This window comes from Novosphingobium umbonatum (genome assembly GCF_004005905.1).
Lineage (GTDB): Bacteria > Pseudomonadota > Alphaproteobacteria > Sphingomonadales > Sphingomonadaceae > Novosphingobium > Novosphingobium umbonatum.
In genome coordinates this window covers 1-25,873 of the sequence record NZ_SACO01000016.1, presented here as the reverse complement: position 1 = coordinate 25,873, position 25,873 = coordinate 1, and the positions used below count along the sequence as shown (strand labels likewise).

The following is a 25,873-nucleotide window of genomic DNA, read 5'->3' as shown; positions in this document are numbered from 1 at the left end:
CTGGATTTATGGCGTCGGCGCTTGGCCGAAAGGCAATCTACCTTGCCGCGCGAGGCCGTGGCGGGGCTGACGACCTTTATGGCCTCGGCCTATCTGGTGGTGGTGATCCCGCGCCTGTTGGCCGGTGGTGGCATGGATCAGGCCGCAGCCACGACAGCCACGCTGATGGTGATGGCCTTGGGCAGTCTGGCGATGGGCTTTTATGCCAATCTGCCCTTCATTGTCGGGCCGGGAATTGGCGGGGCGGCCCTGCTGGGCGTGACGCTGACGCAGGTGGAGCATTTGCCATGGCAATCCGCGCTGGGCATTGCCATGGCTTCGGGCGTGTTGTTCACCCTGCTGACCGTGACCGGCGCGCGGGGCTGGGTGATGCGTTTGGTCCCGCGGGAAATCAAGCTGGGGCTGGGTGCCTCGATCGGCCTGTTCATCGCGCTGCTGGGGTGCCGTGATGCGGGCATGGTGGCGGTGAATGCCAAAAGCAACGCCTTGGCTTTGGGCGATTTCACGCAGGCTGGCCCGCAAATGGCGCTGGTCGGGCTGGCGGTGGCGATTGCCTTGCAGGCGCGGGCCATACCGGGGGCCATTCTGGCAGGGATCGCGGCGGCAACGGCGGTGGGGGCTTGGCTGGGTGTAACCCATGCGCCCGATGCCGTGCTGGCGATGCCGCCCTCGCTGGCGCCTGTTTTCGGGCAAGTCGATTGGATGGCAGCCTTCTCGATCAAGGCCTTGCCCTATCTTTTCGCCTATTTCGTGGCGGAATTCTTCTCCACCATGGGCACCACTTTGGCGGTCGGGGCCAAGGCGGGGCTGACCGATGGCGATGGCAATTTGCCGCGGATAGACCGGCCCTTTCTGGTCGATGCTTTGGCGGCGACTTTCGGGCCCTTCATGGGCATTCCGGGCGGAACGGCTTTGGTTGAATCCGCCGCTGGCGCGACAGCAGGCGGGCGGACCGGCCTTGTGCCGGTAACGGCGGCGCTGTGCTACATCGGCGCCCTGCTGGCCACGCCCTTGGCCATGGCCATTCCCAAACAGGCCACCGCGCCCGCGCTGATCCTTGTCGGGGCGGGGATGATGGGTTCCTTGCGGCAATTGAGCGGGGAGAGGTTGGACCAGACCTTGCCGCCGATCCTGATGCTGCTGGCCACTCTGGTGGCGAATAGTTTCGGCACCGGTATTGCGGTGGGACTGGTGGCCTATGTGCTGGTCAGCCTGCTGGGCGGAAGGGCGCGGCAGGTCCCCTTGGGGCTGATGCTGCTGGCGCTGCCCTTGGCCTATTATCTATACTCCACCGCGACGGGCCATCGCTGATGTTGATCCCGATGGAAGAAACGCTGGCGGTGTTGCCCGTCTCGGCCACAGGGCGGGTTGTGACGCGCGAGCAGCGCGATTTCTTCACGCGCCTGCCCAAAGTGGAGCTGCATTGCCACCTGCTGGGCGCCATGCGTGAGGAAACGTTCCGCGATTTGGCACGCCATTATGACGCGCCGATCCCCGCTGATATGGCTGCGGGCCTTTATACGCGCGGGCGCAAGCCGGTGGGGGTTTTGCATGCCCTGCGCGCGATGGAGCAATATTTGCTGCGCCGCCCAGAGGATCTGGCGCGACTGGTGCGCGAATATCTGGAGGATGCGGCAGAGGCCCATGTGCGCCACGCCGAATTCTTCTGGAACCCCACCGTCACGCTCAACACCCATGGCCTGCCCTATGGCGAGATCCAGCAAGCGATGGTCGAGGCGATCGAACAGGCCGAGCGCGATCTGGGGATCAGCGCCTTGATGATCCCCGCCATAGACCGCGAGGCGCCACCGGCCGACGCCATGGTGATGGTGGAGGAAATGCTTCGCCATCGGCACCCGCGCGTGGCCGGTATCGGCATTGACTATCGCGAGAATGACGGGCCCCCCGAATGGTTTGCCGATGCCTATGGCTTGGCCCGGCAGAATGGGTTGCGCACCACCGCCCATGCCGGTGAATTTGGCATGCCATGGACCAATGTGGGCATCGCGGTGGAGCAATTGGGCGTGGATCGTGTCGATCATGGCTATACGGTGATCGACAATCCTGTGCTGGCCGAGGGGTTAAAGGGCAGGGGGATGTTGTTCACCGTTGTGCCCACCAATTCCTATTACCTGCGCGTGATGAAGCCTGAGGATTGGGCGCATCATCATCCGATCCGCAAGATGCTGGCGATGGGGCTGGCGCTGCATCCCAATAGCGATGATCCGCAATTGCATCGCGTCAGCGCGGCGGGGGCTTGGGAATTGATGTATAGCCATATGGGCGCCAGTCGCGATGATCTGCGCGCCATGATGTTGCACGGCATCGCAGGCAGTTGGGCCAGCGCGGAACGCAAAGCGCAATGGGCGGCGCAATGGCCGCTGGAATTCGACATGCTTGCCGGTGCTGTGGAGTGGGAAGAGGGGCCTTCGTTACGGCGGTAGGTCGCCGGGCCAAGGGACGAAATTGTTCCCTCCACTGCTATACGCTATACTACGAAATGATCTTCTATTGACCCGCTTTGGCAATGCTGGCTAATTTCAATTTATCAATAAGTGTATGAAAAACGAAAATTCGTTTTGATCGCATTCCTTCGCAATAGTGCCGTTTGTGTCGTCCCTCGCCGGGTAAGCGGGTGGTGCGAACCAAATCTTGCGCCCTTCGGGCGCATTACGGGGGAATATCATGGCCTGCATTTCTTCACGCCTCGCTTCGGTATTGTTGACCGGTGCCGCTGCTGTGGTTGTCGCCACGCCTGCATGGGCCGCCGATGGGCCCAGCGGTGGAGATGCGATCATCGTGACCGGCACGCGGCAAGTCGCCCGCAGCGCGACGCAAAGTCTGGCGCCAATCGACGTGCTCTCGGCCAAGGATCTGCAGACCAGCGGCAAGCAATCTGTGCGGGATTTGCTGGGCACTTTGCTGCCTTCGATCAACGTGTCCAACGCCGGTTCGGGCGCCAGCTTTGCCGTGAAGGCGCTGGCCCTGCGCGGCCTTTCCACCGACCATGTGCTGGTGCTGGTCAATGGCAAGCGTCGCCACAACACCGCCACCCTGTTCATCAATGGTGCCACGGTATCGGGTCAATCGCCTGCCGATCTGGACCTGATCCCTTCAACCAGCATTTCGCGGATTGAAGTGCTGCGCGATGGGGCTTCGGCGCAATATGGGTCGGATGCGATTGCGGGCGTGGTCAATGTGATCATGAAGGATGATCTGGGCGGCGGCGCCAGTTTTCTGGGCGGGGCGACCAAGGATGGCGGTGGCCAGACGGGGCGCTTCTCCATTGACAAGGGCTTTGCCATTGGCGGGGCACGTCTGCATCTGTCGGCCGAAAGCTGGGTGCAGGCGCGCACCGCGCGATCGGCTCCCAATCCAGGCCAGTTCTATGCCCGCGTGGGCCAGCTTTACAGCGCCACCACCGGCACTCTGGACCCGCGCGAGGCGACGGTCGACCGCAATGTCAACAAGGCAGGCCAACCGGCGAGCGAAGGCTTCAACCTCGGCTATGATTTCAGCGTTCCGGTGGGATCGGTCAAGTTCTACAGCTTTGGCACGATGAGTCATCGCCACAATGACGCCTATCTCACCTTCCGCTTCCCCGATGCTTCGAACAATATTCCCGAAATCTACCCCAATGGCTATTCGCCCCATCTGAACGTCAGCGACCGCGATTATCAGGTGACGGCGGGGGTAAAGAGCCAGTCGGGCGCGGCGGTCAATTTCGATCTCTCCTCCAGCTACAGCACCAATATGGTCTCCTATGTCGAAACCACGGCGCTCAACGCCTCGATGGGGCCTGCCAGCCCGACCACTTTCTATATCGGGCGGGTTAAGAACACCGAATGGACCAACAATCTGGACCTGCAAAAGGAGGTTGGTCTGGGCCTGTACCAGCCCCTTTCCGTGGCGGTGGGCGGTGAATTCCGCCAGAGCACCTATGGCATCGAGGCGGGCGAGGCGGCTTCCTATATTGACGGTGGCTATAAATCGACCAGCGGCGTGAATGCAGGCGTGCTGCGCACCAGCGGATCGCAGGGCGTCACCGGCTTTGCCCCCAGCATGGCGGGCAGTTGGAAGCGCAAGGCGTGGAGCGCCTATGTCAATCTGGAGCAGAAGATCCTGCCCGGCGTTGAACTGGCGCTGGCAGGTCGTCACGAGGATTATTCCGACTTTGGCAAGACCGATACGGGCAAGGTCTCGACCCGACTGGAACCGGTAAAGGGGCTGGCCCTGCGCGGCACAGCCAGCACCGGTTTCCGCGCGCCCACCTTGCAACAACAGCATTATTCCTCGGCCAGCACGATCAATGTCAGCGGCGCTTTGCTGCCCGTTTCGGCGCTGCCGGTGGATTCGGCGGCGGCCATCGCGCTGGGGGCCAAACCCTTGAAACCGGAGCGTTCGGTCAATTATTCGGTGGGATTTGTGTTCACCGCCATCCCGCGCTTCAGCCTGACGGTGGACGCCTATCAGATCAAGGTGAAGGACCGCATCCTGCTTTCTTCCACCCTGCAGGGCACTTTGGTGCGCAGCGTGCTGGCCGCAGCGGGGATCACCTCTTCGGCGGGCGGTTTCTATTTCGGCAATTCCACCGATACCCGCACGCGCGGTCTGGATATTGTGGGTACCTATCGGGCTGATCTGGGCCAGTTGGGCAGCGCGAACCTGAGCCTCTCGGCCAATTTCAACGAAACGGTGTTCACCCGCGTGGACAGCGTGCCTTCGGTGCTGGCTGGCGCGGGTCTGGTGTTGATCGGGCGCGATCGTCAGGGCGATTTCACCCGTGGCACGCCGCGCAACAAGTTCATCGCCAATGTCGCGTGGGAAAAGGACCGCGCCAATGTGAACCTGCGCGCCACGCGCTATGGTTCGGTCACGCAGGTCAATGCCAGCGCCGCAGGGCCTGACGCCACCGTGCAGCCCAAGGTGATTGTCGATCTGGATGTCGGCTACAAGATCACCGACAAGATCAAATTCTCGCTGGGCGCGAACAATCTGTTCAACATCTATCCCGACAAGCTGCCGGTGTCGCTGCAGGGCAGCGGCTTTTCGCAATATAACCCCTACTCGCCCTATGGGGTTAGCGGCGGATTTTATTACGGGCGCATCAATTACACCTTCTGATGCCGGATGACCAACCATGACCAAAATGACGGGACGCGATGTGAAATCTGGTAAAATCGCCAAGAAGCATAGGGTGGGCACAATGGCGCTGGGTGTTGCGCTATGGGGAGCAGGGGCTATTGCAGCCCCCGCTCCCGGCCCCGCCAACCTGCCGCCGCCCGGCGGTGAGGTGCCGCAGGCGTTCGATGTGCATGCGGGCACTTCCTATGCCGTGGCCGTGTCGCCTGATGGCCAATGGCTGGCGTTTGACCTGCAGGGCAGCCTATGGGTAATGCCCGCAAAGGGCGGCGAGGCCAAAAGGATCAGCGACTATTTCAACGATGCCCATCTGCCCACTTGGTCGCCCGATGGCAGCAGGATCGCCTATTACGCCTTCCGTGATGGCAATTATGACCTGTGGACCGCCAAGGCCGATGGCAGCGAGGCAAGGCAACTGACGCAGGGCACCTATGATGACCGCGAGCCGAGTTGGTCGCCCGATGGCAAGAGCATCGCTTTCGCCAGCGAGCGGGGCGGTGGCTATGATATCTGGACCATCGATCTGGCCAGCGGCGCGTTGACCCAATTGACCAAAGGCGCGCGGGAGGATCGCGCACCTGCGTGGAGCGCCGATAGCGCCACGATCGTCTTTTCCGGCAGCGAGGGCGGCAAGAGTGCGATTTACGCCGTCCCTGCCAAAGGTGGCGAGGTGACCACTCTGCGCGCTGCCCCTGCCGGTGTGCGCTATGACAGCCCTTCGCTGGGGGGCAAGGGCCAACTGGCCTATGTGGTGGCCGACACATCCGGCAGCCATCTGGAAGTGGATGGCCAGTCTGTTTCGGGCAAGGAGAATGTGTTTCCCTTCCGCGCCACATGGGCGGGCGGGGATCTATTCTACATCTCCGATGGCCTGATCCGCCGCCGCTCGGGCACCAAACTGGCCACTATTCCGTTCACCGCAAGGCTGGAGGCCACCCGCCCCGTTTACGCCCGCGCCAAGCGGGACTTTACCTCCACTGCGCCGCGCCCTGTGCTGGGCATCCAGCATCCTGCGCTCTCGCCCGACGGGCAGAATATCGCCTTTGTGGCTTTGGGCGATCTGTATCTCGTGTCCTCCAAGGGGGGCAAGCCACAGGCCTTGACCCATGACGAGGCGCTGGAGGCCGATGCGGCATGGTCGCCCGATGGCAAGTTTCTGGCCTATACATCGGACAAGGGCGGGGGCCTGCCGCAATTGTGGCTGCGCGATCTGGCCAAGGGCACGGACCGGCAACTGACCTCTGGCCCCAACCAGCCTTTGGGCGCGGCATGGTCGCCCGATGGCACGCGGATCGCTTTTCTGGATACCGATGGCCGCTGGGGCGTGGCGGGGCTGCAAGTGGTGGATGTGGCCAGCGGGGCGGTCACCCGCCTGCAACCCAGCCTGCCGCAGCCGGGCAAACCCACTTGGTCGCCCGATGGGCGCTATGTCGCGCTGGCTTTGTCCAAACCCTATTCCAGCAGCTTCCGCGAGGGCAATAACCAGATCTGGGTAGTGCCCAGCGATGGAAAGGGTGCCCCCTTCTGGCGCGATGCCGATGCGGGTGCCTCGCTCGATACGCGGGGTGGAGGCGGACCTGCCTGGTCGCCCGATGGCAAGAAGATGGCGGCCATTCAGGATGGTGTGCTCAAAATCTGGCCAGTAGGGCCTGATGCCAGTCCTTTGGGCCCGCCGCGCGCCTATACGTCCGAGATTTCCCATTACCCCACATGGAGCGGGGACAGCCAGTCGGTGCTCTATCAAGCCGCCGACAAGCTGAAAATCGTGAGCGTCGAAACCGGCGCGATCCGCGATGTGCCATTGGACTTCACCTACAAACTGGACATTCCCGCCACCCGACTGGTGATCCATGCGGGCGCGGTGGTCGATGCGGTGCAGGATACCACGCAGGCGGATAAGGACATTGTGATAGAGGGCAACCGCATCACCGCGATCCTGCCCCATGATGTGAAAAACTATGCTGGTGCCAGCAAGGTGATCGAGGCCACGGGCCTGACCGCCATTCCTGGCCTGATTGACCACCATGCCCATGCGCAAAAGGATTTTGGCGCCAATCTGCATCTGGCCTGGCTGTCCTATGGCATAACCACGGTGCGCGATCCGGGCAACCAGCCCTATGACGGGGTGGAAGACCGCGAGGCCGCCGAGGCAGGCGTGCGGATCGGGCCGCGTATCTATACAACGGGGCCTCTGCTGGAATGGCAGCGGGTGTTTTACCGCATGGGCGTGGCGGTGTCTGGCCCCGCGCATCTGGAGCGGGAATTGGACCGCGCCCGCGCGCTCAAATATGATCTGGTCAAAAGCTATGTCCGCATGCCCGATTTCGGCCAGAGGCGGATTGTGCAGGCGGCCCATGCCATGGGCGTACCGGTGGCCACGCATGAGATTTTCCCCGCCGGCTATACCGGCGTCGACAATACCGAGCATCTGGGCGCCACCAGTCGGCGCGGTTTCTCGCCCAAGCAGGGGCCGCAGGGGCGGGTCTATCAGGATGTGATCGAATTGTTTGGCCGTTCGGGCCGGACGTTGACGCCCACCAATTTCGGGGCGATCAATACGTTCCTTTCCAAGCATCCTGATTTCCGCAAGGATCCGCGCCTAAGCTTCTATCCCGCATGGGCGCAAAAGACGGTGACCGAGGGCGAGGCGTTGCCGCCTGCCATGTTGAACCTGCAGGCGGGGCAATTGGCGGGGCTACGCGCGATGAAAGCGGCGGGGGCGGTGATTGCAGCGGGCACCGATACGATGATCGCGCCCAATCTGCAGGCGGAAATATCCTCCTATGTCGATGGTGGCTTTACGCCGTTTCAGGCGCTGCAAACCGCCACCGCCGACGCGGCCAAGGCGCTCAATCTGGAGGCTGGCACGCTGGAAGTGGGCAAACTGGCCGATATTGCGCTGGTGGAAGGTGATCCGCGCAAGGATATTGCCGCCACGTTCCGCGTGCGGCAGGTGATCACCAATGGCCGCCCCTTCACGGTGGAGGAATTGCTGGCCAAGGCCAAACGCAAGCCTTGATGGCGAAAAGTCAGGGGCAATAGAGTTTTCCTATTGCCCCTGACTGTCAGGGCTTATTTCGCCACGGCCGCGTCCAGTTCGGTGGCCCAGGGGTCTTTTTGTGGTTCAGCCTTGCCGCTGGCGGCAAAGTCCATGATCTGATCGCCCGCGCGGCTATATTGCGGCCATTGTGGCAAGTCCCCACCATTGGGCGTGCCGGTCTTGGCAAAGTTCAGGATGTAACGGCTGATCGTTGCGCCCATACCATTGTCCCGCGCGGTGGTGGCGCCTTCATATTTCAACTTTTGCGTGTTGAAAAAGAAGGGAATGTCGGTGGCATGGCCTGCACCGGGCTTGCCGATGGAATCGGCCACATAGGAAAAGCGATATTCCCACACCGGCACGCCCTGATCGGCCAGAGTGGCTGCGATTTGGCGGGCACCGGCGACCATATAGCCGGTCTTGCCGCCAATATCGGCGCTGGTCGCGCCAATCAGAACGGGCACTTTGGCAAATTGGCCTGCGGCAAAGGCTTTGGCCGGTTCGACGGCGATCTTGCCATCGGGGAACGGGCTGGAGAAATTGCGCGGGCCCGGCGTGAACAGTTTCATCATGTTCAGCCCGTCGGTGACGGTTTCTGCGGGCAAGGCGCGCAATTTGGCCAGCGCCTGCGGATCATCCACCGCCACGCCTTTGGAGGCGGCGAAATCGGCACCGGTCTTTTCCACCGTCTGCAACGTAGCGGGCAACAGGCTGGTGCCATTGCCGCCCGACATTACCACGGCGCGATGAAACAGTCCCTGCGCCATGGGCGAGGTCAGCATGGTGTTGACCGACATGCCGCCTGCGCTTTCCCCGATCAGGGTGACATTGGCCGGATCGCCGCCGAATTGGGCGACATTGCGCTTGACCCATTGGAGCGCGGCGACCTGATCCATAAAGCCGTAATTGCCCAGCAGGCCCTTGTCTTCATTCGCCGCGGTCAGCGCGGGATGGGCAAAGGTGCCAAAGCGCCCCACGCGATAGTTGAAGCTGACAAAAACGACACCTTCACGCGCCAGATTGGCGCCGGAATAGGTGGGGGGCGAAGCGCCGCCATTCACAAAGCCGCCCCCATAGATCCATACGATCACCGGCAGCTTGGCAGCGGCACCTGCGGGACGCCAGACATTGGCATAAAGGCAATCCTCGGCGGGCGGCGTGCCCAGCGGGGCGGCATCGCTGGGGAAAGGCAATTGCATGCAATCATGGCCATAGGCGCTGGCATCGCGCAGGCCGGTCCATGCCGCTGCCGGTTGCGGCGCGCGCCAGCGTAGAGCGCCAACGGGGGCGGCTGCAAACGGGATGCCCTTCCAACTCGCCACGCCGTCGGCGATCGTGCCGCGCAAAGCGCCGGTTTCGATCGTCACGGTGGTTCCCGCTTCGGCGGCCAGCGCAACCCCGGGCAGCGCCAGAGCCGGCACGGCTGCAGCGGTTAAAGCAAGGAACAGCGGCAATTTCATAGACTCAGGCCCTTTCCGGATGACTTTTTATTATGGGTATCCCGTCGATGTCGCCACGCAACCGGACATATCCGGTCGGCAGAACATGACAGCGATGACATTTACATGCGCGGGCGACCGTTCCCTGTCAAAGGGTTTGATGTTTGCCTCTTTTGGCCAAGGCCGACTGTTCGACAGCAATGCCCGTTTTATGGATTGGTGATCAGCGCATAGAGGCTTTTGACCCCGTTGCTGTAATTGCCGATACGCAGGTTCTCGTTGGCGGCATGCTGGCTATCGTCGGCATTGACCAAAGGCAGCAGGATCACCGGAGCCTTCAGCCCGTCGGCGAGCGGGGCGGAAGGCACACCGCCGCCCATGATCGGGATCTGGACCGGCGCCTGCCCGAAGGCCCGCGTCAGGCCGGAGCGCAGCCATTGGCCGATCGGGGCATCGAGCGGGGTCATCAGCGCTTTCATACCGCCTCCGCCCGTGATCGAGGCGAGCAGCGGATAGCGCACCCGTTCCGCCTCGCTCGGTTCGCCCTGCACCAGATGGAAGCCTTGTCCCTCCACCCATTTGCGGACCAGCGCGATCTGCCTTTCGGCAGGCGTGCCCGGCACGGTGCGTATGTCAAAAGTGACCGTGGCCTTGGCCGGAATGATCGTGCGGCGGGCGGCGGGCTCGCCAGCGATCATCGAGGTGATGTTGAGCGAGGGGAATTGCAGCGATTGCTGATAGGAGGCGCCCACCTTTTCCGACGCGGCAATGCCAAGGCGGCGCTGCAAGGCGGCTTCGTCATCGGGAACCTGCGCCAGAACCGCTTTGAGCGAAGGGTTGATGTCCACGCCATCATAGAAGCCGGGGATCAGCACGCGCCCCTCGGCATCCTTCATGCCCGTGATCAGGCGGGCCAAAGTCATGGCCGGATTGGCGGCGTAATTGCCGAAATGGCCGCTGTGCAATTCTTCCCTTGGCCCATAGACGGTCAGCGCCAGAGCGGTGCCGCCGCGATGGCCATAGACCACTGTTGGGCGGCCGCTTTCATGCATCGGCCCATCCAGCATGACAATGCCATCGGCCTGCAACAAGGCGCGGTTCTGTTCCACCACATCGGCCAAGGTGGGCGGGCCGCCCTCTTCATGGGAATCAAGGATCAGCTTGATATTGATGGCTGGAGACTTCCCTTGGGCCACCAAGGCATCCATCGCCGCAATCAGCATCAGGATAGGCGCTTTATCATCGGCGGCGGAACGGGCGAACAGGCGCCATTCGGGGTCTGGATTGGCCGTTTGCGTCAGCTTTTCCAGTGGCAAATCCTGCCATACGCCTTGCGCATCCCTGGCCCGCAGCACCGGTTCAAAGGGAGATGCTTGTTTCCACGCCTTGGGGAAGACCGGTTGGCCGTCCATATGGGCGTAAAACAGGATGGTGCGGGCCGATTTGCTTTTGGCTTTCCATTGCGCAAACACCATCGGCGTTTCGCCATCGGGCAGCAATTGCGCCTGCCAGCCATGTCTGGCCAACGTGGCTTGCGCCCATTGCGCATTGCGGCGGATGTCGGGGGCGGATTGGGTGGCCACATTGGGCAGGCGCAGGAATTCGATGAATTCGGGCCAGCTCTTTTGCACGGCTGTGGTCAGGGCGGCGTTTTCGCTCGTCCCGCCTAGCGCGGGGGAGGCAAGAGACAGCAGCGCGGCGCCCAGCAGGATGGAATGTTGCGGGTTTGGCATAAGGTCTCCTTCGGAACATCCGATAAGGCTTTGTCTTAGCACCGCATCATCCCGCCCGCGCCCCGCATTTTTGCGCATGGGGGAGGGGCACGGCTCCCTCCCCCATGCCGATCAGAACGACTTGCGCAGCAGCAGGCCGCCGTAACGCACATCATCGCGCGGTACGAGGCGCGAGACGCCTGCCAGCGTGCCGTTGGACAAAAGGTTGGAATAATGCTGGTTGCCGATGTTCTTGACATAGGCGCGCAATTGCCAGCCATTATCCTGACCCAGCAGCGCCACGCTGGCGTTGAACAGGGCGAAAGAGGGCTGGATCGTGCTGGGCGTTTGCGTCAGCTGATATTGCGTGGCGCTTTTGAGCGTAACATCGCCCTGCAATTCCAGATCCCAACCGCTGGCAATGGCAAAGCGATAGGCGGCATTTTCATACAGCTTCCACTTGGGCGCATAGGGCAGGGGCTGACCATCGACATTGCAGCTGGAGGCTGCGCCAACAGGGCAGTTGAAATGGATGATCTTGGCGTCCGTATGCGCCAGCGCGCTGTCGATCGTCAGGCCGGGGATCGGGCGCAGGGTCAGGTCCAGTTCCACACCTTTGGAATTGACCGAACCGGCGTTGATCAGACGGGTGATGATCGCGCCTCCCACCGTGTCGCTGAAATTGGCCTGGAAATTGTTGAAGTCGGTGGTGAACAAAGCCACGCCATAGGTGACCTTGCGGTCCAGAGCGCTGCCCTTGACGCCCGCTTCCCAACTCTTGGACGTTTCGGGTGCCAGCGAAATCTCGTCACGCGTCAACATGTTGAAAAAGGCGTTATAGGCAGGGCCCTTATAGCCGCGCGAATAGGTCACATAGGTTTGGGCATGGCTGCCCAGATCCAGTTGCAGGCCCAGACGGTAGGTGTCGCCCCGCGTGGAGGTGTTGCCGGTGCTGTTATGATAGCCCTGAATGCCGGTCACCGCGCCCGTGCCCGCATTGGTGGGGTCATTGGTCGAGGTGCGGTTGTGGTAATAGCTCAATTCGTCCCATACCGAGCGATAGCCGGCAATGGCGCGGAAGGCCTTGGTTACATTGACATTGGCCTCGCCAAACAGCGCATAATTGCTGTTTTTCACGCCGTAATTGGCCACGCCTGTTGTCGCTACATTGGCGCCTGATACCACGCGGGTGATCTGGCGCTGATAACGCTCGTCGGTCTTGGCCTTCAGGAAATAGGCGCCAACCACATAATCCACCAGCTTGCCCTTGGGGCTGGTCAGGCGCAATTCCTGACTGAACTGGCGCGAGGAAACATCGCCATAATCCTCGCCCTGCGCCAGAGCGGCGCTGAGGCTGGAAATGCCGTCAAAGTCCTGATGCTGGTGGTTCTTCCAGATGCGATAGGCGGTGATCGAGGTTACTTTATAGCCATTGCCCAAGGCGAGATCGGCGGAAAGGGCAAGCCCTGCATTCTTGTCGCGCACATCGGTGTTGAAGCTGGTGCTGATGGTGCGGTTGCTGGGGCTGGGCGTGATGCCTGCGGTGGAAAGGAAACTGGCCAGAGCGGCATTATCGGTCACCGCGCCGGTGGGATAGGTGACCTGACTGCTGCTTGTAAACACGCTGACGGCGGTGTCGCGCGATTGCAGATAGTCGGCCACCAGACCCAGTTTCAGATTGGCGCTGGGATTGGCCTCCAGCTTGATGCGCGCGCCATAGCGTTCAAAGCCATTGACCTTGTCGCCCGTGTTCAGATTGTTCACGTTACCGGCGAAATTGGTGTAAAGTCCATCGACACGCGCCGCCACGCCTTCGGCCACGCGGCCGGTCACGCCTGCCTTCAGGCGATATTCGGCGTCCGTGGTGGCGCCGCCTTCGACATAGCCGGAGGTCCGCTCGCTGGGGCCCTTGGTCACAATGTTGATCACGCCCGCGCTGGCATTCTTGCCAAACAGGGTGCCCTGCGGGCCGCGCAGCACTTCGATGCGCTCTACTTCGCCCAGATCCAGTGTCGACTGGCCCGGACGCGTCAACACCACGCCATCCAGCACCGTGGACACCGAAGGCTCCACGCCGGGCGAGGTGGAAATCGTGCCCACGCCGCGGATGAAAATGGTACGATCCTTGTTGGACGAGCCATTGCGGAAATCCACCGTGGGCACCGAATTGGCAATGTCCGCAATATTGTGCAGCGAGCGGTCATTGAGCGATGCGCCCGAAACCGCCGTGATGGCGATGGGAACCTGCTGCAAGCTTTCGTTGCGATAGCGGGCGGTAACGGTAATTTCGGCACCACTGTTCGCGGGTGCGGCAGCCTCTTGCGCTAGCGCGGGGCTGAAAGGAACAGCAAGTGCGCTGGCCAGCAGCTGGGGGCGCAGGGTGGGGCGGGTCATGGTCTTCTCCGTGTTGAACCTTGGTCCGCGTTATTAGTCAACTAAATAAGTAGAGAAAGAAACTTGATCTTTAGGGGGCAAAACTTTCCGCATGATCGCGTGACCATGAGCATAGGATCTTGCCTTGTTGATACCGGTGTCATAACGTGGTGTGACTAGCGTGAGAACAAGCCGGTGGTTTGCAAGCCGACGGGCGAGAGGAGATATGTGTGGCGCAGCGCAGCAAGCAGGTCGCGACGGGATTGCTTCCCTTGGGCAGGATCGTGGCTTTGGCAGGTGGTTGCCTGCTGGGCGTGACGACCGCGCCGCTTCAAGCGCAGGACGCGGGCGGTTTGTTGTTCCATGCCCCGCTAGACAGCGGCTATACCGCCACACGGGCCGGTGGCGAGGCTCTGCCCAATTTCAAGAGCGATGTCGCCACGATCACTGATGGCGCGCGCCTTGGTGCGGGGCGCGTGGCCGATGGCGGCTATGTCGCCTGGCAGGCGGCGGGCAATATCTATGCCCAGCGCGGTACCTTGTCCTTCTTCTGGCGCAGCCATACGCCGGTGGGCGAGGCGCCATTCGTCCTGTTCCGCGCCAGCGCGGGTGATCATTCCAGCTGGGACATGGCCTTTTTGCGCATCGACTGGAACGGCCATGGATTCGATGCCTTTGTCACCGATGCCAACCTGTCGCGCATCAGGGTCAGCTGGACAATTCCTTCGGCTCCTGCCCCCGATGCATGGCACCACATCGCCTTTGGCTGGGACGAGGCGCAGGGCGTGCGGCTTTACTGGGACGGCAAAGAGGTCGCCGTCAATCGGCAGCCTGCCAATCTGGATATGGCGCTGGACCAGTTTGGCGTGGCGGGCCGCGTGATCGCCCCGCATCAGGTGCAAAGTCGCTATAATTTCATGCGCGGCGCCGACATAGACGAGATCCGCGTCCACGATCACCTGTTGACCGCGCAAGAAGTCACCGGCCTGATGGGTGATGGCAAAATGCCCGCCAGCGCGCCAACCAATGCCGCTGCATCATGGCAGGGCTGGCTCCATCGCTATGGCTGGGATGGCAAGAGCCCGCCGGTGCTGGGTGAGGGGGTGACCACCATCCGCAAGGTTGAATTTGCCGATGCCAAGGACCTGAAAGAATGGATGTGGAAGGGCGTTGACGGCATTGACGAGACCACATGGCCGGGGGTCTATAACCGTTCCCGCCTGCCCGGCCGCGATGATTATTTCGAGCTGCCCGACTGGAATGTCTATGTCGAGGGTGGCAAGACCTATGATCTGACCTTGCCTCAAGGCGCTTCCTTCAATCGGGTGGAATTGCGCGGCGCAGCCTATGGCACGCTGTCCTATTCGCCCGATGACAAGGGTGATTGGCAGGTGCTGGCCAACCGGCCCAAGGGCGTGGTCCGCTCGGTTGACGAGATGGCGCCGCGGCAAGGCGGCAAGCTGCGCTTTACCAATGTGATGCAGGAACAGCCGATACAGGAAATCTGGGCCTATGACGTCCATACGGGTGATGCGCCCAAGGGCACGTTCCAGCTCAGCTATACGGTTCGCGCCGATGCCTCGCCCGATCTTGGCGCGCTCAAAGGGTTGAACGCCTATATTGCGGGCCGTTTCCCTGCCGAGGAAAGGGCCACTGTGGTCGCCATGCCCACCAGCGGGGTGAAGGCGGCCGTGGGCGCGGGCAGCGCCGATGCGGCAGGCGCGGTGCAAAGGCGCGCCAATGATCGGCCTTTGGTCCATATCCTGATCCCGTCCAATTTTGGCGATGCTCCGCCTGATCGCGCTCTGGCCCGCGCATGGAATTATGGCTGGGAAAATGTGCATGACGGGCTGGACGGTTTGGCGATTGATTTGCCTGCCATCCATGCCACGCCCAATGCGCAAGGGCTGATCGCGCTCAACATTCGGGTGAAGGACCCGATCTGGCCCGACCGCGCGCTGATCGATGTGCAGGTGGCGGTGCCGCCCGATCAACCGCGCAAGCTGTGGCTGGACCTGCGCGACCGCATCCTGACGCCGGATAGCCTCTATCTCTCGGTAGCCTCGGCCTCGCCCGATTTCGGTGCCCGTTCGCTCGATGGCATGACGATCCGTATGGTGTTCAAGGAGCGTGAAAAGGCTAGGCTCGAACATATTGCCGACCGCTTCAATCAGGTGAAGGACAATTGGGCCTTTCTGGTCGAGGAGCACACCGCCTCCAAGCGGGCAGGGCTCTATCGCCGCCTGTACGGCGACATTACGGACCTGTTGCGGGTTGATCCGGATAATCTGGAGGCGCGCCGATATTGGGCCGACATCGGCTATTCCGAGGATCAGTTGCCGCCTTTCGTGCAGCCGGTGCCGCCCGCTGGCATGCCGCTCTGGGCCTTTCGCCAGCTGGAGGATCTCAAGCTGACGCGCCATTTCGTCAATTGGTGGATCGACAACCGGCAAGTGCCCTATGGCGATTTCGGCGGTGGCATTTCCGACGACACAGACCTGCTGCAACAATGGCCGGGGCTGGCGCTGATGGGGGTCGATCCGGACAAGATCAATGCCTCGCTGCGCGCCCTGTCGGATGCGGTTTACAAGAACGGGATGATCGTCAACGGGCTGAGCGCGATCACCACCGACGAATTGCATGTCTATGAGGAAGGCATCAATTCCGATGCCGAACGCCTCTATCTCAACTGGGGCGAGCCCAAGGCGGTGGAGCGGATGATGGCCACGGTCAAAGCGCTGGGCGGGCTGATCAAGGTGAACCCGGCGGGCCATCGGCATATTTCCTCCAGCTGGTATGGCGGGCGCAAGATTTATCGTGACGCGCCATGGGCATGGCAAAAGCCCTATGGTTTTGTGATCATGCATACGCCGGTGCTGCTGGGTACATTCAACGCCAATCCGGCGGCACGCGGGATGGTGACGGGGCTGATCGACGGCTTGCTGGCGCATGGAAAGCAGGGGGGCAATGGCTTGTGGACCTTCCCCAATGACATCAGTTTCGACCGCGATAGCGAAAGGGCGGGCGATGGCGGCGGGGCATCCTTGCCGATGCAATCGGCCTGGGCGGCTTGGCGCTTTACGCAGGATGACAAATATCTGCGTCCGGTTCTGGGCCGCGTGGGCAAGGATAATTTCGGCATCCTGTCGGAAATCAACGAGAATGCGATCACCGTGCTGGGCAAGCGCGCCGATTGGGCCGAGGCCATCACCCGCAAGGCCAAGGCAGGCGATAATTTCGCCCGTTTCGAGGCGTGGAACAGCACAGGCGACAAGAGCTGGCTGGAGGCGTTGAACGCGCATGGCATCGCGGACAAGAGCCAGCACATGTATATGTATACCCAAGGCCATTGGTGGACCGACCGCGTCGACGCTCCCAACGAGTTCCTGCAGCGCGAGCGTTTGGGCGGCATCGCGCTCAAGCGCAACCAGACCTATCCGGGCAATGCGGTCAGCTGGCGCTTTGCCGATCCTGAAAGCGCGGTGAAAGTGGCGCTGCTGGTGCGCGACGCCACGCCTGAACAGTTCACGGTCACCGCCTATAACACCACCGATCAGGTGCAAAAGGCCGAGATGGGGACGTGGAATGTGACCGCTGGCACATGGGAAATGGCCAAAGAGGGGGAGGCTCCCCGCCAAGTCACGCTGGAACGCGGGGGCAGCGTGCCGGTCACCTTCGCTCCGGGCAGCACCAGCTTGCGCTTTACCCTGAAGCAGAAGGCGGCGGTCCAGCCCGAATTCAGGCCGGATCTGGGGATTGGCTCCGATGATGTGGAGCGGCGGGGGAACAGCCTGACGGTAACGGTCCATAGCCTTGGTTCTGCGCCTGCGCCGGCGGGCAAGCTCACGCTGGAGGATGCCGCAGGACAGGTGCTGGCCCAGATCGCCACGCCCGCCATGCCTGCTCCGCTTGATCTGGTGCCGCGTACGGCCAAGCTGAAGCTGGCCATTCCCGCCAGCGCGCATGGGGCCCTGCGGGTGAGGATCAGCACAGAGGTTGCGGAGGTGACCTTGCGCAACAATAGCGTCGATTTGATGCCGCAAGGGAAAGCTGCGCAGTGAATCGCGCGTTTCATCTGGCCGCGCTGGCGGGTGTGATCTTGGCCGCGCCGTTGCAGGCGCGGCAGACTGTCTGGCGCTTTGATCGCACCGATCGTCTGGGCGGTTTGGCGACCACGGTGCTGGGCCATCCCGCTGTGCTGCGGGATGCAGGGCACAAGGCGGTGTTGTTCGACGGGGTGGGGGACGCGCTCTTGGTGGGGGCGCATCCGCTGGCCGGAGCCGGTCAGTTTACGGTCGAGGCGATGCTGCGCCCCGATGGCGGCGCCTTTGAACAGCGTTGGCTGCATCTCGCCTCGGACGATCCGGTCAGCCAGACCCGCATCATGTTCGAAATCCGCGTGACCAAGGATGGCTGGTATCTCGACGCTTTCATCAAGGGCAAGGGCTATGCGCAAGTGTTGATCGATCCGGCCAAATTGCACCCGTTGGGCCGCTGGTACCACGTGGCGCAGAGTTTTGACGGCACAACCTATCGCTCCTATGTCAATGGCGTGCTGGAGGGCGAGGCCAAGGTTGCAGGCTTCTCGCCGCAACCGGAAGGATCGTCCGCGGTCGGGATGCGGATGAACCGTGTCAATTTTTTCCAGGGCGCGATCCGCAGCATCCGCTTTACCGACCGCGCCTTGTCACCCGCCCGATTCCACAAGGGCGGGATACAGCCTGAGCCCATGGCGGCGCCAAAACTACCCTGAGTCTATCCTGTGATGCCCAATTCTTGGCGCAATGCGACCATCAGTTCGGGGATGCGGGTTAACTGCGCTTGCTCCTCATCCAGAATGGCGTTGAACAGCGCGCGTCGCAGGCCTGCCCGTTCCTCGGCGGGGATGGGCACGGGGCAGGATGACCACACAATATCGAGCAAACGCGCGGCACCATGCAGGCGGCCGATCAGATAATCATGCTCGCGATAGGCGCGGCTGAAAAAGGCACCGAACTGGTGCATCATTTCACCTTTCAACCGCCTTGCCAGACCGGTTTCCTGCGCGCTTTCCTGCCAGTCCATGGGCGAAATGCGATCGATATGCACCGGCGATGTTTCGGCCAGATCGTTCTGCTGGAGCCATGCCATCGTGGCGGCATCATGATAGGCAAAGCCAAGATAGGCCAACATCACCGCCTCGGCCAGCGCATCGGGTAGCATCGGCAGAAGATCGGCCAGCAAGGCTTCCACCTGTCCGTCCAACCGGTCCAATTGGCGTGCGCTGGCCAGATCGCGCAAGGCGGCGGCCGGATGGCGTTCCCAATCCACCTCCGTCTTGCACAGCGCCCCATGGGGCGCCACGTCCAGCGTCAGCGAAAGCGCCTGCCATGCAGCGGCGCTGGCGCGATCATGCGCGGCTTCGGGGATATCGGGCTGCGCCTCGCGGGCCTGATCCAGCCTTGCGATCAAATAGCGCATGTGGCGCTGACGATAGGCCACATCATGTTGGCGCAGAAAGGCGATCAGCTCGCTCGACAGTCCCCGCCCCTCCGATGGCGTCAACCGTAGATTGGCCCGCGCCCACCGTCCCAAGGTTGCACGGGGCGCGCCGGTGCTGGCGGCGATCTGGTCCAGTGTCGCCTCCAGCCTGTAAAGCGCATAGGCGTGATAGGCATAGCCCGCCTGTTCGGCAGCGGCCTGTTGCGCCGCGGTCCGCCATGCGCCCAATTGGCTGGCGGCGGGGCGTGCGCCCAAAATCGCCTGCCCCAACACCAGACGCACCGCCTTGGTCACCTCGTCCTGAATGCCGGTGGCGATATGTTGCGCGCGCCGCAGCGCGGCCGATTGGCGGGCCAATGTTTCAAGGTTGTCGCGGATGGGCTGTTCACGCGGAATGGTGGAAAGGGCGCGAAAAATGACCGGAAAGAAGTCCGGCGGGCCAGCCTCGGCCGGTTCGGCATGGAGGGGGCGCGATTGGGTCGGGTCGATATAGACCAGACGGCGGTCGACTTCGACATTGGCGGGGCGCGCAGAAAGCGCGGCTATGGCCGGCCCGAAGGGCGCGTTGACCAGCACCGATCCATCCATCAGCGCGACCTTGTGCAATTCGCCCTTGGCCGCATAGGCAGGCAGGATCCGCGCCAGAAACGCATCGCGCCCCGTCCAGTTCTGTTCGCGTTTGGCCAGCAAACGGTCGATTTCATCCACCTGCAACGGCGGGAAAGCGCCGGGAAAGCTGGCCGTGGCGCGCGCGGCAAACACCAGTTCGGGCAGCGAGGCCCATGGACCTTCCGCCGATGCGGCACGGAAATCAATCGAAACCCGGTGCTCGCGTTCCTCCACCCAGGCCGGACTGTGCAGGGCGATACGCTGGACGTAACCGGTATAGTCCGTGGCGGTGGTAAACAGGTCAAGCGGGTGGGCATCGGGCAGCAGTCGCAGCCCCGCCGGACTGGCGGCCATCTGATCCAGCGCCTCGGCGATCATGCCGGAAAGGCCAATCCCGCTAAAAGGAGGTTTGAACCAGCGGGCACGCACCAAATGGGCCAGCCTGCTGCGCACCTCGGCCTCGTCGGAGGCCAGCGGCGGCTCCTCGCCCCCCAAGGCGCGGCCGATCAGCGGTGCCAGCCACTGTTTGGCGGTTGTCCGCCATGTGCCCTCTTCTTTGGTGAGCAAGTGGTCAATATCGGCCAGTTCCAGCCAGAGCCGCGTCAGCGGTTCGAGCGACTGGCCCGACTGGATCGCCTGCGCCAGAAACACGCTGTTGAGCCCGCCCGCGCTGGCCCCCGCGACAATATCGGGCAGGATGGACAGGTTTAGCCCGCCCTGTCGGGCTATGATGTCCAGCAGGGCCGCATAGACCTGTTCGACGCCATGCAGGGGCAGGGCTGCATGCTGGTCAGTATGGACCCGACGAGCCGTGCTGGCCCGTGCAAGATGCCACACCTCCTTGGTCACGCCATGCATGTAGATGGCAAGGCTGATCCCGCCATAACAGACCAAAGCGATGCGGAGTTCCTTTCGGCGCATGGGCGTATACTGCGCCTTTGCCCCGTTGATGGCAATTGCCCGCGTAAATAATGGTGCCTGTGCACATAATCGTCTGATGCGGCAGGCGCTCGGTCATGGGTTAGGGCGCGGGCCTTGTCCGGCCAACCTATGCTGCGCTGTTTTTTGCATCTTGACCTGCGTGGCGAATGCAGCGAAAAGCGGGGCCAACAAAATAGCGGGGCTAAACCCGCCAGGCATACGGGCGGTTTAACGCCACGGGGCCGTAGAATGGGAAAAGGGTCCTATGTCTGCGTGCTATCCACTATCATCCTGTATTGAATGGCAATTTACCGAATCTGGCGATCTGGCCGCGCGTTTGCGCAGCGCCAAGGCAGCCGGGTTGGATCTGGCCGAATTCCATCTCTGGCGCGACAAGCCGGTCGATGCCTTGGCGCAGGCGCTGGAAGAAACCGGCATGCGTTTGACCAGCCTTTGCGTTGATCCGCGCCGATCGATCGTTGATCCGGCCGAACGCGAAGACATGGTGCAGGCTGTGCGGGAAACCATTGCCGCGACCGAGAAATTGGGCAAGCCAGCGCTGATCGTCGCCTCCGGCTTTCGCGTGGAAGGCATGAGCGAGGAAGAGCATTTCGCCAATGCCGTTGCCGCCCTGCGCGCTGCTGCCGATGTGGCGGAAGAGGCGGGGGTGATGCTCTTGCTCGAACCGCTCAACACGCGGCTGTTTTCGGCCATGTATCTGGTCAGCACCAGCCTTGGGCTCGATCTGGTGGAAGCGGTGGGCAGTCCCAACCTTCGCCTGCTTTATGACGTCTGGCACAGCGCCTGTATGGGCGAGGATATGGCGCAGGTCTTGGCGGGGCGCATCCATCTGGTCGCCCATGTGCAAGTGGCCGATATGGATGATCGTCACGAGCCGGGCACCGGCACGCTCGATTGGGCCAAGGTCTGCCAAACGCTGGAAGACCTCAATTATGCCGGCGCCATCGGGCTGGAATATTTCCCCAGCCTGCCGATGGACCAATCCCTTGCGCTGACCCGACAAAAGCTGGGCTGCTAAGGAACCTGTTCTGCTGCCACTCGGGAGAGATGTGGTCATGCAAACTATCGATAAAAGCGCCGAAAAATTGAGCTTTGCCGAGCGTCTAAGCTATGGTTTTGGCGATATGGGAACCAGTCTGGCCTATAATATGGCCAGCGGTTTTCTGCTGTTCTACTACACCAATGTGGTGGGCCTGCCTGCGGCATCCGTGGGCACGGTGTTTCTGGTGGCGCGTTTGATGGACGCGGTGATCGACGTTCTGGTCGGCATCGCAGTGGATAAAACCCGCAGCCGCTGGGGGCGGACGCGCGTCTATTTCCTGTTCGTCGCGCCGTTTTATGCCTTGATGTCGGCGGCTGTTTTCCATGTCCCCGCATGGGGGCAAGGCGCCCAGTTGATCTATGCCTTCCTGACCTTCAAGGGTTTGGGCATTTTGATGTCGCTACAGGCCATACCCTATTCGGCCTTGATGCCGATGATGACCAAGGATCGCGGGGAAAGGCTCACATTGTCGGGCTTGCGTTCGATCGGCACCTCGGTCAGCGTGGTGCTGGGCACGGCGACGGTCATGCCCTTGGTGGGCTTGCTGGGCGGCGGGGATCAGCAGCGCGGGTTTACCATGGTGGCCGCATTGTTTGGCGGTATTGGTCTGATCTGCACGCTGGCCTTGTTCCGTTATTGTCAGGAGCGTTACCAGGATAGCGCCTCTGCCGGTTTTGCCGTGTGGCCTGCGGTAAAAGAAATGCTGCATAATCGGGCGTGGCTGGTGCTGTTTGGCGCTTGCCTGCTTTATTTCGCGCGTTTTGGCATGATGATGGCCGCGACCGCCTATTTCGCCATCGATGTGCTGGGCCAGCCATGGATGATTTCGGTGATGCTGCCGGCGGTGGCGGGCATGTTGTTGCTGTCGGCCTTTGTGGCGCCTTCTATTCTGGCGCGGACCGGCATTCGCAATGGTACGGTGATGGCGCTCGCCTTGGGCGCGGTGCTATTCGCTGCTTTGCCCTTTGTGCAACAACAGATCAGCCTGTTCCTTGGCCTCTATATCGTCGCCTGTCTGGCCACATCGATCACCACCACCGCCGCCTATGCCATGGTGGCCGAAACGGTGGATTATCACGAGGCTCAATTTGGCACTCGCCGCGAAGGCTTGCTGTCGGCAGGCATCAGCCTGTCCACCAAATTGGGCATGGCGCTGGGCACGGCAGGCTTTGCCTATGTGCTGGGCGTGAGCGGCTATGTCCCCGGCCATGTGACCGATCACGCGCGTGAGGCGATCCGCTGGACCTACAGCGGCGGGGCGGTGGTTTTGCTGGTCGCGCAAGTGCTGGTGATGCTGCTGTGGCCGATAAAGGGGCGTGACATCGCCCGTTAACCTATCCGGCCGCGCGCGATGGGCGCGGCCCTTGCTTGAAATGGACAAACCCATGAACACAGAAATGATCGCGATAAGTCTCGATCTGATCAACCGCCATTATCAGGAACCCAACCGGAATCGCTATGAAAGCAAGTATTTCTGGGAGGAACTCTATGGCTTGATCGCCACCGCAGGCTTTCGCGCGATAGAGATACCCTATGAGCCGGTGTGGCAATTTGGCGGGCGCAGCGGGGTGCCGATGAACCGCTATTGCGTGAACACCAAATATGGCGATGCCGCGCAATATCGGGCCGCGCTACAGGCTAGCGGGATCGAGCGGGTGAGCGGGATTACCTTTGATCCCAACCTGTTTATGCGCAACGATAATCTGGATTTCTTCTTTGGCGCCAGCGGGCATTTCTCGCAGGAAGCGCTGTCCCATGCCGCAGCCATGGGTGCCGATTATCTCGCCATCAGCCCCTCGGCCTATTATGGGCGCATCCGCCATTATCACCCCGATCTGGACAGCCAGACCGAGCTGTTCACCCAGCGCACCATTGGCTGGCTGGAAGCTTTGGCGGTCAAGGCCGCAGAATTGGGCGTAAAGCTGGTGCTGCGCAACGAATATTGGAGCCTGTTCAGAGGCGAAAGCATCCTGCCTTTGCTCGACGCCTTGCCCGATACGGTGCAATTGGACGTGGATGTTGCCAGCCTGCAGATTGCGGGAGTGGACTTGGGCGGTTTCATCGCCGCGCAACACCATAGGATCGGTTGCGTTCATTTGACCGACACGGATTCCGTCGATGCTGATGATATCTGGCAAACGCCCAATCCGGAATTTCCGGCGGGCAAGGCGACCCAGGTGTTCCGCGATCCGGGACAAGGTTCGGCGCCCTTGATCGAGGTGGCGGCCCAGCTTGATCAATTGGCCTATACCGGCCCGATCACCTGCAGCGCCCGCCAAACGCGCGATCCTTTCCGCGCTTTGCTCAGAACCCGCGCCTTGCTCAACCAGTTGCAGAATTAAGACGGACGGAACCCGCGCCATGCCCAACATCCGCTATGCCAATATGTGCCATTGGAAATCGATCCCCTATAAGCAGATCGATAATTTCCGTGAGTTTTATTACGAGGACAACACCAACAGCGCCTATTATTCCGATTGGGATAATATTCTGAAATATCAATCGGCTTTGGGGTTTGATGGCATCGAGATCGCGCCATGGGATCTGGCCGATATCCTGCCGCTTTTTGGATCGCCCGAAAACTTCGCCGCCTTTGCCAAGGATCGCGGCGTGGAAGTCATCGGCATGTTCCATGGCGCCCATGCTTCCCATGCTGCGGATCATTTTGAGGAAGCTGTGCGCGCAGGGCGCGAGGCCGTTGACACGATTGTCCGTTTTGGCGGCACCTATATGAACACCTGCCCCACGCAAAACTATTACGGCACTGGCCCTTTGGGCCGCGACGAGGTGCAGCAATGCGCCAAGGTGATGAACGAGATTGGGCGCTATGCCACCGATCACGGGGTCAAGATCGGCCTGCACAATGAATTTTTCTGCGCGGTCAATCTGCCCAATCACCGCGAATTGATCGAACTGACCGACCCCAAGCTGGTGCATTATTGCATCGACACCGCCCAAATCTCGATCATGGGCGAGGATCTGTTGACCTTTTACAACGACTATCACGATCGGATCAGCACCTTCCACTTGAAGGACACCGCCTCTTCGCGCCAGCCTGACGCGGTGCGCTATGCGCAGGACCCTGAAATCACCGACGATGGCAGGCGTTGGTTCTGGGAGCCGGGCTTGGGCGATCTGGATTTGAAGGGCCTGTACCATGCCTTGAAGCAGCATGAGTTCAAGGGCTGGGTTTCGATCGAATATGACGGCTCGCCCGACCTTCTGGCGTCCATGGCCATGACGCGCTATTATCTGGATAAGGAATTGCGGGTTATTTATGACTAAGATCGGTTTAAATATTATTCTGTGAAGTTTGTATTCAACCTCTAAATTTCAGAAATCAGATCAAAAACAGTTAATTGATGCCAATTTGCGAAAGCAGAGGTTGAAAAAGGGTTGCGCCTGTTGTGCAAGATCCTCGGTCGTGAGGCCATTTTCTTCGAAATGGCACATGCATATGGCGGCCAGTCAGGGAGTGTTGGTGAGGTCCAAAGCGATCATCGCATTCGCGTGCCTTCGCGATCTCACCAACGCCTGTCCAGAAATAGGATCGGACATATTTCTTCCCACGCGACCTTGCGTGCGCCTTCCGTCATGGCCATCGTGTTTGTCCTTCGCTGGCTGTGCAGCCCACGGGACATGCCCTTCTTCGGTCCGGATAATTCGGGCTTTTCCTGATTGGAACAGGCCGCCTAGGAACGTTCCAGCGCCGTCATAATATGTTGGGCCAGTATCTTCGGTGATGCCAAGATGACCACCGCCCTACTGGATCGCCTGACCCATCATTGCCATATCCTGGAAACCGGCAATGACAGCTTCCGCTTCAGGGCCAGTTCCGCCACCCCAAAATCCAGAAAGGTATAAACCCAAAGCTTGACCTTGACCGCCATGGGCAGCACATAACCCATACCCACCCGGGTCAATTCTCAATAAAAATCCCGGGTCAATTCTCAGCGCAACTCAACAGTACTGCAGGCCTGTATGGGAGTTCGCGGGTCAAATCCAAATCAAGTCCGCGTGCTTTTCGCACATTGTAACGGTCTGGTTTTTTGACCCAGTCTCGTCGACTGTTGTGCCATACCCTCCTTCGACC

At 61.3% G+C, this 25,873-nt stretch carries 14 protein-coding genes and 1 pseudogene; 11 read left to right on the top strand and 4 right to left on the bottom strand.

Features of this window, described 5'->3' with window-relative positions; translation table 11 throughout:
- The first annotated feature begins 21 nt into the window (after positions 1–21).
- The 4 genes from EOE18_RS16115 to EOE18_RS16100 all read left to right on the top strand — a co-directional run bounded on the left by EOE18_RS16115 (position 22) and on the right by EOE18_RS16100 (position 8,161).
- Positions 22–1,311 (top strand): NCS2 family permease, encoded by a 1,290-nt coding sequence (locus EOE18_RS16115; protein WP_220446032.1) that lies wholly within the window; start codon positions 22–24, stop codon positions 1,309–1,311.
- The gene (locus EOE18_RS16110; RefSeq protein WP_220446031.1) at positions 1,311–2,444 is read left to right on the top strand and encodes an adenosine deaminase family protein; all 1,134 of its coding nucleotides are present in this window, start codon (positions 1,311–1,313) and stop codon (positions 2,442–2,444) included. Before EOE18_RS16115 ends, EOE18_RS16110 begins: the two co-directional genes overlap by 1 nt.
- A gap of 241 nt (positions 2,445–2,685) precedes the next feature.
- Positions 2,686–5,124, top strand: coding sequence for a TonB-dependent receptor plug domain-containing protein (locus EOE18_RS16105; RefSeq protein WP_127711410.1), 2,439 nt, complete (start codon positions 2,686–2,688; stop codon positions 5,122–5,124).
- Positions 5,125–5,140: 16 nt separating this feature from the next.
- The gene (locus EOE18_RS16100; protein WP_246027492.1) at positions 5,141–8,161 is read left to right on the top strand and encodes an amidohydrolase family protein; all 3,021 of its coding nucleotides are present in this window, start codon (positions 5,141–5,143) and stop codon (positions 8,159–8,161) included.
- 53 nt (positions 8,162–8,214) lie between these two features.
- On the opposite strand, the gene EOE18_RS16095 is transcribed toward EOE18_RS16100, so the two are convergent.
- From EOE18_RS16095 to EOE18_RS16085, 3 genes are all read right to left on the bottom strand, one after another.
- Positions 8,215–9,642 (bottom strand): carboxylesterase/lipase family protein, encoded by a 1,428-nt coding sequence (locus EOE18_RS16095; RefSeq protein WP_127711408.1) that lies wholly within the window; start codon positions 9,640–9,642, stop codon positions 8,215–8,217.
- Between the two features lie 188 nt (positions 9,643–9,830).
- Positions 9,831–11,354, bottom strand: coding sequence for a M20/M25/M40 family metallo-hydrolase (locus EOE18_RS16090; RefSeq protein WP_127711406.1), 1,524 nt, complete (start codon positions 11,352–11,354; stop codon positions 9,831–9,833).
- A 111-nt stretch (positions 11,355–11,465) separates the two neighbouring features.
- Complete coding sequence (locus tag EOE18_RS16085) at positions 11,466–13,727, bottom strand: TonB-dependent receptor (RefSeq protein ID WP_127711404.1); 2,262 nt, start codon at positions 13,725–13,727, stop codon at positions 11,466–11,468.
- A 263-nt stretch (positions 13,728–13,990) separates the two neighbouring features.
- Here EOE18_RS16085 and EOE18_RS16080 point away from each other — a divergent pair, with 263 nt between their 5' ends.
- Both EOE18_RS16080 and EOE18_RS16075 read left to right on the top strand, forming a co-directional pair.
- The gene (locus EOE18_RS16080; RefSeq protein WP_425464305.1) at positions 13,991–17,767 is read left to right on the top strand and encodes a LamG-like jellyroll fold domain-containing protein; all 3,777 of its coding nucleotides are present in this window, start codon (positions 13,991–13,993) and stop codon (positions 17,765–17,767) included.
- A complete protein-coding gene (locus tag EOE18_RS16075; RefSeq protein WP_246027491.1) occupies positions 17,764–18,459 on the top strand; it encodes a LamG domain-containing protein in 696 nt (231 codons plus the stop codon). Before EOE18_RS16080 ends, EOE18_RS16075 begins: the two co-directional genes overlap by 4 nt.
- A 2-nt stretch (positions 18,460–18,461) precedes the next feature.
- Here the strand turns inward: EOE18_RS16075 and EOE18_RS16070 are convergent, their stop codons facing one another.
- Complete coding sequence (locus EOE18_RS16070) at positions 18,462–20,717, bottom strand: patatin-like protein (protein WP_127711402.1); 2,256 nt, start codon at positions 20,715–20,717, stop codon at positions 18,462–18,464.
- 265 nt (positions 20,718–20,982) lie between these two features.
- Between EOE18_RS16070 and EOE18_RS16065 the strand changes: the two genes are divergently transcribed.
- The 5 genes and pseudogenes from EOE18_RS16065 to EOE18_RS16045 form a co-directional block, all read left to right on the top strand.
- Positions 20,983–21,756: a TIM barrel protein gene (locus EOE18_RS16065; protein ID WP_127711400.1), complete on the top strand. Its 774-nt coding sequence runs from the start codon at positions 20,983–20,985 to the stop codon at positions 21,754–21,756.
- 37 nt (positions 21,757–21,793) lie between these two features.
- On the top strand, positions 21,794–23,113 hold the full coding sequence (locus EOE18_RS16060; RefSeq protein ID WP_127711398.1) for an MFS transporter: 1,320 nt from the start codon (positions 21,794–21,796) through the stop codon (positions 23,111–23,113).
- Positions 23,114–23,165: 52 nt separating this feature from the next.
- Positions 23,166–24,122 (top strand): sugar phosphate isomerase/epimerase family protein, encoded by a 957-nt coding sequence (locus tag EOE18_RS16055; protein ID WP_127711396.1) that lies wholly within the window; start codon positions 23,166–23,168, stop codon positions 24,120–24,122.
- 19 nt (positions 24,123–24,141) lie between these two features.
- Positions 24,142–25,065, top strand: a complete 924-nt coding sequence (locus EOE18_RS16050) for a sugar phosphate isomerase/epimerase family protein (RefSeq protein ID WP_127711394.1) — start codon at positions 24,142–24,144, stop codon at positions 25,063–25,065.
- Positions 25,066–25,476: 411 nt separating this feature from the next.
- Positions 25,477–25,644, top strand: a pseudogene (locus tag EOE18_RS16045) (ATP-binding protein); the annotation flags it as partial.
- Positions 25,645–25,873: the final 229 nt, after the last annotated feature.